Source organism: Ruegeria halocynthiae, assembly GCF_900106805.1.
Lineage (GTDB): Bacteria > Pseudomonadota > Alphaproteobacteria > Rhodobacterales > Rhodobacteraceae > Ruegeria > Ruegeria halocynthiae.
Genome location: NZ_FNNP01000016.1, coordinates 24,517 through 35,921 on the forward strand (window position 1 = coordinate 24,517; position 11,405 = coordinate 35,921).

Sequence of the window (11,405 nt, forward strand, 5' to 3'; positions counted from 1 at the left end):
GAAATCAAACACAACAGATTGTCCGACTTCTGGGCTCGAAGTCGCGTTGAATGAAATCGCTGCCAACTGTGACGGCGGGAATGTTGACTTGACCGGTGATGTCGCAGCTACCAAGATTGAAGACGAGTACTTTGGCACGACATTCGCTGACTACCTGACGCTGATTAAACCCGAATACCGCTGGCAAACCGGGATGAAAACGTGCTTTGGTCCTGCAAACTTCTCGTATTTGCGTGACCACAGTGGCATTTCCCGACGCCTTGATGAAATTGGCCCCAATGCGCTAACTTCGCTGAAACGCAATTGCTGCTCTCTGGGGGACATTTTGATACCTGATTTTGAGACTGCACACAGAATGGCGAAAGCGCATTGCGACGCCTGGACCGAACGAAATCCAGGGGCCGTGGCAAGCCGCTACGCAAATAACACGACCATGGGTATGAACCGCGGCGACCCGATGACAAGCCAAGCCGAAATCGCCGAAATGGCTGCGGGTTTTATGGCCGACTTTCCCGATCTCACCCTCAAGCTCGACAGTGTTTTAGTTGCCGATCACCATATGGTCTACGCATGGACCTTTGAGGGCCACCACAAAGACACAGGCAGCCATGTGAAGTTCTCAGGTTGGGAGGAATGGGATTTGGACAACGATCTAAATGTGATCAAGTCGTTGGGCTGGTATGACAGCGCCGATTATGAACGCCAGGTTGCTGGCGAATGATAATCGCTGACAAGGAGGCAGGGACCGTGCGGGCGATCGTCTACTGTGTGGGAGAGATAGGCTCGGTCGTCACCAGGTTTCTTGTGGAACGCGGCGTAGATATCGTCGGAGCGATCGGGCGCAGCGAAAGCAAGGTTGGCCGAGATCTGGGGGATGTTGCAGACCCTGGAACATCACTCGGTGTCAAGGTTGAGGCAGATGCAAAAGCAGTTCTGGCCCGCGGCGCCGACATCGCCATCGTCTGCGTCGGGAGTTACCTAGAGATCATGCAACGGCATTTCGCGGTGTACCTGAAGAACGGAGTGAATGTTGTCACCATCGAGGAGGAAACCGTCTTCCCTTGGACAAGTGCGCCGGTACTGGCACAGGAGCTTGACGCGTTGGCCAGGGCAACGGTGTTACGCTCACGGCATCCGGTGCACAGGATGTCTTCTGGCTGAACCTGATAACCACTCTTTTGGGCGCATCGCACAGGATAGACGGGGTCGAAGGACACTCTGTATGGAATGTCGACGACTACGGACCTGAGGTCGCGGTCGGCTCTCTGATCGGAACCATAGACACGACGACAGCCACTACCGTGGAAGAACCTCTGTTCGAGTTCAGAATGGAAGGCCGCATTCACCAAGAAGGTGAAACCGATAGCAACACCTGGCGGGTCTACGGCGAGCCCGACTTGCACATGCGGAATGACAACGTGCCTACACGCTTTGTTACCTGTTCAACGACGGTGAACCGGATTGTCGACGTCATCAAAGCCCCTCCTGGCCTAATGTCTTTGGACATGCTAGCTGCGCCGTCTCACCAATCGCATCTAATGATCTGAGGGGCTGGTAGCGGGACACTCAGTCTTATCCGACGGCGCCCCTCCGTCTTCACCGGCCCATTGCGGACATTGACCTATACTCCACGTCCTGCGGCGCGCCCATCAGAGGAGACATTCGCCGCGAGCGCAAGTCCTAACCCACCCGAACTCGCGGATTGCGGGATTTTTGCCTGTCGTCGCATTGAGAACAGACACGCATTTGGCGACATCGATAAATGATGCGATGACCTCCGCTAATTCCATACCTCAATCAACAGATCGCATCCTTGTCGGTGTTGCACTGATGCTGGGATTTTGCCTGACTGCTCCTTTGCTGGATGTAGCTGCGAAACTGGCATCGGCCAGTGTCCCAGTTGGGCAGATTACGGCTGCCCGGTTTGTGGTGCAATGCGCGTTGATGGCACCGTTCATCTGGATAATGGGACTGTCATTGCGCGTGGCGAAAGATCAGGTGATGGTGCTGGTTTTCCGCTCTTTGCTGTTGGTGTTCGCAACGTTTTGCTTCATTGCCGCAATCCGGGTGATGCCCCTTGCCGATGCGCTGGCAATCGTTTTTGTGGCACCGTTCATCGTCTTGTTGGTCGGCAAATTTTATCTTGGTGAAGATGTCGGCCCGCGTCGCGTCGGCGCGGCGCTTGTGGGATTTGTCGGGGTGTTGTTCGTCATCCAACCCAGTTTCGCGGCTTTCGGCGCAGTTGCCATTATTCCGCTTGGCGCGGCAGTTGCATTCGCTTTCTACATTCTTGTGACACGTGGATTGTCGCGTCGAGTGCACCCGGTGACCCTTCAATTTCACACCGGCCTGATCGCCAGCTTGTTTTGCATTCCGGCTCTAATAGTTGCGCACGGTTCCGGCTCTGATCTGTTCGATCCCGTTTGGCCGACAGACATCGCGTTGTTATGGCTTCTGGGCGCTGGCTTTTTCGCGACGGTGAGCCACATGATGATGACCTATGCGCTGTCTTTTGCGCCTTCCGTCACGCTGGCACCGCTGCAGTATTTTGAGCTGCCGGTAGCGACCTTGTTCGGCTATCTTGTCTTCAATGACTTCCCGAACACGCTTAGCCTACTTGGCATTGCCATCATTATCAGCGCAGGGCTGTATATGATACATCGCGAAAGGGTTACAGCCAGACAGTTGGTCACCGAGCGCGCCGTACCTCCAATCTAAGGCTACACACCCTCGGCCCATTCCCGCCGTTGGCGAACGGGTCAAGATGCTGCGGTCGCAGCCCGCATAGCGGTCGTTCGCTGCGATGGAGAAATGAAGGGGTCGGGGAACTAGCGTTCTGCGGGACAAACCCGCCGTCCGTTTATCTTGGCTCAAAGACCGCTCGTATCCCGAAGCGGTAATTCGCTGCAGGAGCCAACATTCAAAGCAAATAGTCGGACAATATCGGTCGGCTTGGAAGACTGAGTGCCGTCGGACGGCATTAAGATCGGCGCTGAACATCTCCCCAAAAACCCTATTGAAACGCTTTCGCCCTATAAACTTCTGCGATCGGTTTCTTCCTCATCACTCTTTCATATCCTGCTTTAGCAGGAACTGATTCTTGAAGTTTTTCAGCCCCGGCATGACGTCGGCATTGGCGATATCGTCACTCGCGTGGATTTCACGCTCTAGAAACTCCTTCAATGCGTCACCATCGTCGCTGACCAGTTCAATGATTAAGTCGTAACGACCCGCGACCCATAGGATGAATACAACCCTTGGGTTCTTTTCAAGCCGCTCCGCCACCTGGCGTGGGGTTACGCCTGCGGCCACATTCAACCCAATCATCGCGTCGGTTGTGTATTCTGTGGCCACCGGGTCTGACATCGCAACGATCCGCAACATGTTGTTGTCTCGCAGACCGCTCACCCTGTTGCGGATGGTTCCTTCGGACACATCCAACTGCTGCGCAATTTCAGAGAAGGCCATCCGACCATCCTGCTGCAAAAGCCGGATGATTTGCTGGTTAAGGTCATCACCTGGTGAGCGAATGCTCTGAGTAGCGCGCAAGTTCGATTGTTTTTTGACTGCCATCTATTTTCTGCTCGATTGCTGTATTCGTAACCAAGGCTAAATGAGGGCGTCGAAATCCGCAATTAGCCGGCTCAAATTCCCTGCAATGAAGTACGAAAAACGACATTCTTCAATATCAGCCCCTCAGATTTCCGAGTGCCGCTCCACAGGATCTTTGTCGAATTTACTGCGATATCCAGCTGAAATTGTGGATATCGCCACCATTGCAGTTAAAATATTCGAATTTCGTACCACCGTGCCGTTTTTTGACCAGATTATTTCCGAATCTTGCCTGAAAGTTCCACGTAATAGCGAATAACGAAAAATAGTCGACGCATTACTACGATATTCGCAATGATAAGTTCCATGCCCGCGCGGCGGGATAGCGCCTGCAATCGGGTTATCCGCAGAGTGGGTGATTAACGTGAGTATGCCGGTGGTCTGACGGAGTGCAGGTGGCAGTGTCGAAGGGAGGACATATGATAATTGCCGAGGGAACAACGCAGGCCGCTGGTGGGCCTCAGCACGGGCTGACCGCCGAGGCATATCGCAGCGAAGAGTTCTGGCAGCGGGAATGCCGGACGGTTCTGGCAAAGAACTGGGTTTTCATCGGGTTTGCCCATCAGATTGCCAATCCCGGCGACGCAAATCCGGTCACCTGCGCCGACCTGCCGCTGCTGACAGTGCGCGGCCAGAATGGCAACATCCAGGTGTTCCACAACGTTTGCCTGCATCGCTGCATGACTTTGGTCGACAAGCCCAAGAATGTCGGCAAGCTGATCCGCTGTCCATATCACGCCTGGGCTTATGATTTGGATGGCAACCTGCGGGCTGCCCCGCATTTTGCAGGAACCGGCAAGCAAGAGTTCGATGGCTTTGATATCAAAAAGCACCGGCTGAAGCCCGTGCGCACCCATGTCTGGCATGACTGGATTTTCGTTAATCTGGACGGGAACGCGCCTGATTTCGAAGACTATGCTGCGCCTTTGATCAGTCGATTGGAGGGGATGGATTTCACCAAGGTGGACCCAATTGGCCTTCTCAATTTCGGTGAGATCGACACCAACTGGAAGCTTATCATGGAGAACTTTATCGAGCCCTACCATGTCCAGTTTGTACATGCTTCAACAACAGATCAGCCATTAGAGAAACACTATACCATCACAGATGGCACCTGCATCGGTAGCGCGGTGGACCTGAATGAAGAATTAGGCACTTCCGGCAGTCTGGGGGTCAGCTCACGGTATCTGACGCTTTATCCCAACTTCATTCTGGGCCGTTACTTTCCTGATCAGCTGGGTGTCTATCTGAACGTGCCCGTCGGTCCCGGTAAGATGTGCCAATATCGCGCGCTTTATACCACCGAGGGTCAGAAACTGAGCGCTGAGGAAATAGAGGCCCTCAGAAATCTCTGGTGGGATGTCCACAAGGAAGACCACGAGATGGTGGAACGCATGTTTGAGGGCCGCAAATCCCCGGTTGCCCAGGATGGGGGCCTGCTGTCACCCGCCTGGGAGGACAGCGTGCGCGCCTTTCAGGATCTGATAGAGCGCGACGTGGCCGGGGCTTAAGAAAGAAGGAACAAGACCAATGAACACATCCATTTCCAAAGAGTTTCGTCTGGCCCATACGATGATGCGGGTCACAGATATGGAGAAGTCGCTGGACTTCTATTGCGGAATTCTGGGCATGGAAGTGTTGCGGCGCACGGACTATCCCGAAGGCAAATTCACCAACACCTTTATCGGTTATGGGCCTGAGGCAGAGTTTCCCACGCTAGAGCTGACCGCCAATTGGGATCAGGACACGCCCTATGAAAAAGGCGATGGCTGGGGCCATATCTGCATCGAAACTCCGGATGTTTATGCCGCTTGCGAGCAGCTGGCTGCGGGGGGGGTCAAGATCACCCGCCCACCGGGGCCAATGAAAAACGGCACGAGGGTCATCGCATTTTGCGAGGACCCCGACGGTTACAAGGTCGAATTGAACGAATCCATACTGAAACACATGGCACGGGAAGGCTGACCAAATGGGTGATACACCTCAACTATTCAAATTCGATCTGGTTCAAAACCGCTACGATTCGATGGGTGACAGCGACACCTACATCAAACCGATGGTTACCAGCGAATTCAGCAAGTCCATGTGTGGCGGCATCAACGTTCTCAACAACATCAAAGTGCCGTGGGATCTGACTTGTGATGAGATTATCTATTGCCTTGAAGGTACTTTCCGGTTGGTTTGCGATGGCGAAAGCTATGTCTGCAATCGTGGCGACGTGCTGTTTGTCCCCAAGGACAACCACATTTCTTACGAGTCGGATGGCAAATGCGTGATCTTCTATGCCGCTTATCCTCATAACTGGAAACAGCTTGCCGGGATCACGCAGGTTCCGGGCATAGACCCTGACGATTTTGTCCCCGGCTGAACGCCTTTTTCGCGGAGTGACACAGCAAACGAAACCAGCACTAACACCGAGGGGTCGCCTTTGGTGAACGATATCCGATTGCCATTCGATGGGAGGACGCCGAATGCCCAAGGACAATGCCAACGCCCGCATCTATTACGAGACATTCCACGACGCAGTCGAACGGAACCGCCCTCGTATCGCAGAAGTACAGCAACGTTTGGAAGAGGCCAGTGTCAAATATGTGATGGCCGCCTGGATCGACCTGCACGGAATCCCAAAAACCAAACCCGTCCCGATGAGCGATTTTGAACCGCTGTGCCTTGGGAAAGGCCCACAATTCGCAGTGCATTCGATTTCTTACGTGCCCGAACTTAGCCCTGCGGACAGCGATCAGGTGGTGGTGCCGGATCTCGACGCCGTCTACATCTGTCCTTGGGACACATCGATGGCGATCATATTCTCGGATCTCTACTGGGAAGATGCCCCCTACAATGTCTGCCCGCGCCAAGCCCTGAAACGTGCCATGCACGAGGCCGCGCTGGAAGGGTACACCGGTTATGCCGGGGTCGAGCCCGAATTCATCGTCATGAAGTACGACGACGCAGGGCAGCCCGTGAAAGCCTTTGACGACGACCCGGCAGACGGGTTTCGCCCGCGTCGACAGGCCTTTGGCTATGATGTGGAATACTCCATCGACTCGATGCCGTTCCTGAAAACCCTGATCGACATCATCGAGGGTTTGGGCTGGAACTTGCATGACGTGGTGGCCGAGGGAGCATATTCCCAGTTTGAGCTCGATTTTCACTATACTAACTTGCTGGAGATGTCTGACCGGCTGGCATTCCTGCGTATTACCCTAAAAGAGGTCGCCAAAAAGCACGGGATGTTCGTAACCTTTATGCCAAAACCGACCGTGGGCGACTGGCGATCAGGTGCGCATATCAACATGTCGATGCAGCATGAAAGCCGTCCAGGAGAGAACATCTTTGAAACGCCCGATGGCGACTGGAGCGACGAAAGCCGTTGGGCCGTTGGTGGATTGATGCAGCACGCAGAAGCGATCACCGCCATCACTTGCCCAACGGTGAATTCCTATAACGGCTTGGTACCACGTGTCGGTGGATTTGAAGGTGGAACCGTCACCTGGGCCCCGACCAATATTACGTATGGCTTTAACAACCGATCCGCACAGTTCCGCCTGCCACAAAGCCGCCACTGCATCGAAAATCGTGCCTGCGACATGACCATGAATGTCTATCTGGCGATGGCGATGCATCTGAGCTGTAGTGTGAAGGGGATCAAACACAAGATCGACCCAGGCAAACCAACGGATTTTGATCTGTACTCAAAAACCGAAAGTGAGCTTGCCGAGCTGGGCATCCGCCGATTGCCGCGTACTCTGTTCAATGCGATCGAGGCTTTGCGCAGGGACGATATGGCGGAACATGTTATGGGCCCCGTGATGCGAAAATCTTATCTCGAGTACAAAAACGATGAGTGGGAGCGCTATCACCAATCGGTCACCGATTGGGAAGTCCAGGAATACCTTCGGCTTTACTGAAACCGGGAAGGACCAGAGGATGCCGGAATTTGAGATATTCGAGTTGGGCGACCTTCCGCTCTTGTCGGGTGGCACGTTAAAGGACGCCAAGCTTGCCTATCGGACCTACGGCACCTTGTCGGCGGCAGGTGACAACGTCATCGTCCTGCCCACCTTTTACACGGGCACAAATACCCGGAACGAAGGTTTTTTTGGTCCGGATCGCGCCATTGACCCGGCACGTCATTTCATCATCAGCCCGAACCTGTTTGGCAATGGTCGTTCGTCGTCGCCGTCGAACACGCCTGTGCCACAGGATGGTCCGCGCTTTCCTCTGATGCAAATGTGGGACAACATCGCCGCCCAGCACCGGTTGATCCACGATCATTTGGGGATCAAAAAAATCGCCTTGGTCGCTGGATGGTCAATGGCGGGCTGTCAATCCTACCAATGGGCGGCGCAATACCCCGATATGGTGCAGGCGATCCTGCCCTTCTGCGCATCGGCCAAAACCTCACCGCATAATTTCGTCTTCCTCGAAGGGGTCAAGGCTGCCCTTTGCGCGGATCAGAATTGGAACAGCGGCAATTATGACTGCCCGCCCGAGGCCGGGCTCAAGGCCTTCGGTCGGGTTTACGCAGGCTGGGCTTTCTCTCAGACCTTTTACCGCGAGGGGCTTTATGAGCAGCTCGGATTCCAATCCATTGAAGAGCTGATGCAAGATTGGGAGCAGGACCATGTACAGGGCTGGGATGCCAACAATCTACTGGCCAAGCTTGCCACCTGGCAGGCTGGCGACATCTCTGCCGGGCCGCTTTACAATGGGGATTACAAACTGGCGCTGGGTGCCATCAAGGCGCGTGCCATCCTGATGCCCTGCACTCAGGATCTCTATTTCCCTCCTGAAGACAATGAAATTGAGGCCCACCACATGCCTAGCGCCATCTTCCGTCCTTACGACTCGCCATGGGGTCATTGCGCCGCCAACCCTGGTTACGACAAAGGCTTTGCGGCACAGTTGGACGTTAATATCCGCGAGCTCTTAGAAGAATAAGACCTTGTAAATAAAAGAGAGATTGTACTCATTCATTAGCGACTGGTACATTCCTTCAAGTGAAGGGCAGCAATTCGGCAACAGAACCGCAAACATGGTGGTTTAGGTATAATTACGCTCGGGGTAATTCATTCTATGTTGCCAAGTCTGCATTACTGCGCATTGCTTCTGCTCTTGAATTGCGCAGCGTCGGTCAAAGTGGGCTCGAACAGTCCTTGGAGCAAGCGCAACACGTTTTGATAGGATGCTCCGGTCAACGTCGGGTTGTCGTTTTGGGAGGGCATGGCGGATCGGAGGATCAGTCATGGAAACACCAAACTTACCAGCAATTCGCGCACTTCGCCCTGCATGGAACAAGGGTCGCATCGTCGGTCAGAAGCGACCATTGAAACCAAAGCATGTCTGGGCAATCCGGGTGCGACTTGAACTGGCCGAGAACCATCGCGACCTCGCGCTATTCAACATGGCCATCGACAGTAAATTGCGCGGCTGTGACCTGGTGAAGATGAAAGTCGTCGATGTCATGGCGTCCGGCCAAATCAAAGAACGGGCATCGGTTCTTCAGAGCAAAACGCAGAAGCCTGTGCGCTTCGAGATTTCAGAGGGCACACGAGCCTCTGTCGAAAAGTGGATGGAAGACGAGTTGATGGTCGGCTCCGAGTACCTATGGCCGGGTCGTTTCCACGAACGGCTACATATCTCGACACGCCAATATGCACGGATTGTTCGTGACTGGGTCACGTCAATCGGCCTTGAGGCGACCGCCTACGGAACCCATTCAATGAGAAGAACCAAGGTCACTCAAATCTACAAGAAGACAGGAAATCTTTGAGCCGTTCAGCTCCTTCTCGGCCACACCAAGATGGACAGTACGGTCAGGTACCTGGGCGTTGAACTCGAGGATGCGTTGGCCATCGCCGAAGCCATTGAAATATAGTGCAGTTGGGTCGCCTTCAAGGGCGGCCTTTAAGAGACATTCATCGACTGTGACCACGCTGCAATGCAGCTTCTCCAAACCGGAATTTCGCTGCGTACGCAAAATCTGGCTGAGGTCGAATTTGCAGTCTGCAGGACAAAGGGCTCTTTCGCTGCGGGCAGGTTAAAGGTCTGCTCCCACCCAAAATGGTTATTCGTTTCATCAGGGGTCGAGACCTCCGCCGTAAAATTTGGCCACTGCTATATCTCGCGCGACATAAATATGCTTGAATATGCGGCAGTCAGGACCGTGCGTGGTTGTGAACGCAGGGCAGACGCAGTCAAGCTGCACCTCCCAAATGCAAACCAAATGCTGGATCGCTGCGTTTTGATGTGTGGCGGCGATACCTTCAGGGGGGAAACATGACAACGAAGCAAACCTATGCTGCTGTACGCGATGATTTCGATTTGGCGAAAATTGATACTACTTTCGAAGGCAGTTTTTCGGATGGTGTGAATGCCTGTATCGAGTGTTGTGATCGCCACGTCAGCAGCGGTCGCGCGGCCCTCAACTGGATTGGGTCGGATGGCGAGTTGCGATCGGTCTCGTACGAATATCTAAAGGAACAATCCGCCTGTTTTGCCAATATGCTCAAGGCACAAGGTGTAGGGCCGGGCGACCGCGTTGCCTGTCTGCTGCCGCGGGTGTCGGAACTTCTGGTGACGATGCTAGGGTCAGGCCTCGTTCTTGCTTCATAGCCAGAATATGACAGTGGCGGCGAGAGCGATGGTTGAGAGGAAGACCTTTGGGCACCTGTCATAGCGGGTTGCCACACGCCGCCAATCCTTGAGCCTGCCGAACATAATTTCGATCCGATTGCGCCGCTTGTAGCGGCGTTTGTCGTATTTGACGGTGGCCTTGCGTTGCTTCCGACCAGGGATACAGCGCGTATCCCTTTGTCTTTCAGGGCTTCTCTGAACCAATCGGCGTCGTAACCTCGGTCTCCGAGCAGCCATTCGACATTGGGCAGGCTGCTCAAAAGTGCCTTTGCCCCGATGTAATCACTAATCTGCCCGGCGGTAACAAAGAGGTTCAAAGGTCGCCCTTTGCAATCACAGATGGCGTGCAACTTGGTATTCATGCCGCCTTTGGTTCTACCGATCAGGCGACCGCGCCCCCTTTTTTACGGCCAAACTGGACGCTGTGCGGTGGGCTTTCAGATAAGTGGCGTCGATCATGGCCGTCTACTCTTCGCCATGCTCAGCGGCCAGGCCGACCATCATCTGGGCAAAGATGCCTTTGTCGCTCCACCGCTTCCAGCGGTTGTACAGGGTCTTGTGCGGCCCGTACTCCCTGGGCGCATCCCGCCATCGCAACCCATTGCGGTTGATGAAGATAATTCCACTCAGAACGCGCCTATCATCAACGCGTGGTTAGCCATGGGACTTGGGAAAGAAGGGCTTCAGACGCGCCATCTGGGCGTCACTTAACCAAAAAAGATCAGACATTTTCACCGCACGGTTTTCGAGCCGTGAAACACGCCGCTACCCGAAAATCAATGGGTCCTGACCCTAATGGACGCCAAAGTGACTGCTTCATTCTCCCGAATGAGGCGGCTGTAGACCACTACGTCTGCAGCAACAATCGCCGTGAGGCGTCGTTCCAATGCCAAACCTCCCTAGCTCAAACAACAGGTTAGTCAAAAAGGCGAATCTAATCTAGATTCGAGGTGACCGGTTGCATCTCCCAGCGAAAGCCGTCACGGCAGATTTGGTCGGAAACGACTGGTTTGTTGCGCTGCTTGTCAATTCGAGTGACCTTAGATTTCACGCGCTCGACGAACGGCCTGTGTGGATAGCTCCTGCATAGCAAGACATTTTTGAAAGTAATTTCGCACTGGTCAGAAGCAGACGTGTGTCCGGCCTGTTTGCGC

Annotated in this window: 11 protein-coding genes and 3 pseudogenes; 11 read left to right on the forward strand and 3 right to left on the reverse strand. The window is 54.1% G+C overall.

All coding sequences use genetic code 11. The features are described 5' to 3' along the window. The first annotated feature begins 46 nt into the window (after nucleotides 1-46). From BLU89_RS21190 to BLU89_RS20360, 4 genes are all read left to right on the forward strand, one after another. Entirely contained in the window at nucleotides 47-721 is a 675-nt protein-coding gene (locus BLU89_RS21190; RefSeq protein WP_218129439.1) for a DUF1348 family protein, read from the forward strand. Then, the gene (locus BLU89_RS21655) at nucleotides 718-1,161 is read left to right on the forward strand and encodes a hypothetical protein (protein WP_074739456.1); all 444 of its coding nucleotides are present in this window, start codon (nucleotides 718-720) and stop codon (nucleotides 1,159-1,161) included. Before BLU89_RS21190 ends, BLU89_RS21655 begins: the two co-directional genes overlap by 4 nt. 17 nt (nucleotides 1,162-1,178) lie before the next feature. Then, a complete protein-coding gene (locus tag BLU89_RS22040; protein WP_074739457.1) occupies nucleotides 1,179-1,547 on the forward strand; it encodes a hypothetical protein in 369 nt (122 codons plus the stop codon). A 223-nt stretch (nucleotides 1,548-1,770) separates the two neighbouring features. After that, complete coding sequence (locus tag BLU89_RS20360) at nucleotides 1,771-2,718, forward strand: DMT family transporter (RefSeq protein ID WP_074739478.1); 948 nt, start codon at nucleotides 1,771-1,773, stop codon at nucleotides 2,716-2,718. A gap of 345 nt (nucleotides 2,719-3,063) precedes the next feature. On the opposite strand, the gene BLU89_RS20365 is transcribed toward BLU89_RS20360, so the two are convergent. Continuing rightward, nucleotides 3,064-3,573 carry an Lrp/AsnC family transcriptional regulator gene (locus BLU89_RS20365; RefSeq protein WP_074739458.1) on the reverse strand — a complete coding sequence of 170 codons (510 nt, stop codon included), beginning with the start codon at nucleotides 3,571-3,573 and terminating at the stop codon, nucleotides 3,064-3,066. A gap of 458 nt (nucleotides 3,574-4,031) precedes the next feature. Here BLU89_RS20365 and BLU89_RS20370 point away from each other — a divergent pair, with 458 nt between their 5' ends. From BLU89_RS20370 to BLU89_RS20405, 7 genes and pseudogenes are all read left to right on the forward strand, one after another. Continuing rightward, nucleotides 4,032-5,123: an aromatic ring-hydroxylating oxygenase subunit alpha gene (locus BLU89_RS20370; RefSeq protein ID WP_074739460.1), complete on the forward strand. Its 1,092-nt coding sequence runs from the start codon at nucleotides 4,032-4,034 to the stop codon at nucleotides 5,121-5,123. Between the two features lie 19 nt (nucleotides 5,124-5,142). After that, nucleotides 5,143-5,577 (forward strand): lactoylglutathione lyase, encoded by a 435-nt coding sequence (gloA, locus tag BLU89_RS20375; RefSeq protein WP_074739462.1) that lies wholly within the window; start codon nucleotides 5,143-5,145, stop codon nucleotides 5,575-5,577. 4 nt (nucleotides 5,578-5,581) lie between these two features. Continuing rightward, complete coding sequence (locus BLU89_RS20380) at nucleotides 5,582-5,980, forward strand: cupin domain-containing protein (protein WP_074739464.1); 399 nt, start codon at nucleotides 5,582-5,584, stop codon at nucleotides 5,978-5,980. Between the two features lie 103 nt (nucleotides 5,981-6,083). Next, the gene (locus BLU89_RS20385; protein WP_074739466.1) at nucleotides 6,084-7,523 is read left to right on the forward strand and encodes a glutamine synthetase family protein; all 1,440 of its coding nucleotides are present in this window, start codon (nucleotides 6,084-6,086) and stop codon (nucleotides 7,521-7,523) included. A 19-nt stretch (nucleotides 7,524-7,542) separates the two neighbouring features. After that, nucleotides 7,543-8,556: an alpha/beta fold hydrolase gene (locus BLU89_RS20390; protein ID WP_074739468.1), complete on the forward strand. Its 1,014-nt coding sequence runs from the start codon at nucleotides 7,543-7,545 to the stop codon at nucleotides 8,554-8,556. A gap of 304 nt (nucleotides 8,557-8,860) precedes the next feature. After that, a pseudogene (locus BLU89_RS20395) lies at nucleotides 8,861-9,493 on the forward strand (tyrosine-type recombinase/integrase). 401 nt (nucleotides 9,494-9,894) lie between these two features. Next, entirely contained in the window at nucleotides 9,895-10,230 is a 336-nt protein-coding gene (locus tag BLU89_RS20405) for an AMP-binding protein (protein WP_074739472.1), read from the forward strand. Here BLU89_RS20405 and BLU89_RS21200 read toward each other — a convergent pair. Together BLU89_RS21200 and BLU89_RS21660 are read right to left on the reverse strand one after the other, a co-directional pair. Beyond that, a pseudogene (locus BLU89_RS21200) lies at nucleotides 10,225-10,980 on the reverse strand (IS5 family transposase). The gene BLU89_RS20405 and the pseudogene BLU89_RS21200 overlap by 6 nt on opposite strands. Before the next feature lie 205 nt (nucleotides 10,981-11,185). Continuing rightward, a pseudogene (locus BLU89_RS21660) lies at nucleotides 11,186-11,405 on the reverse strand (hypothetical protein); the annotation flags it as partial.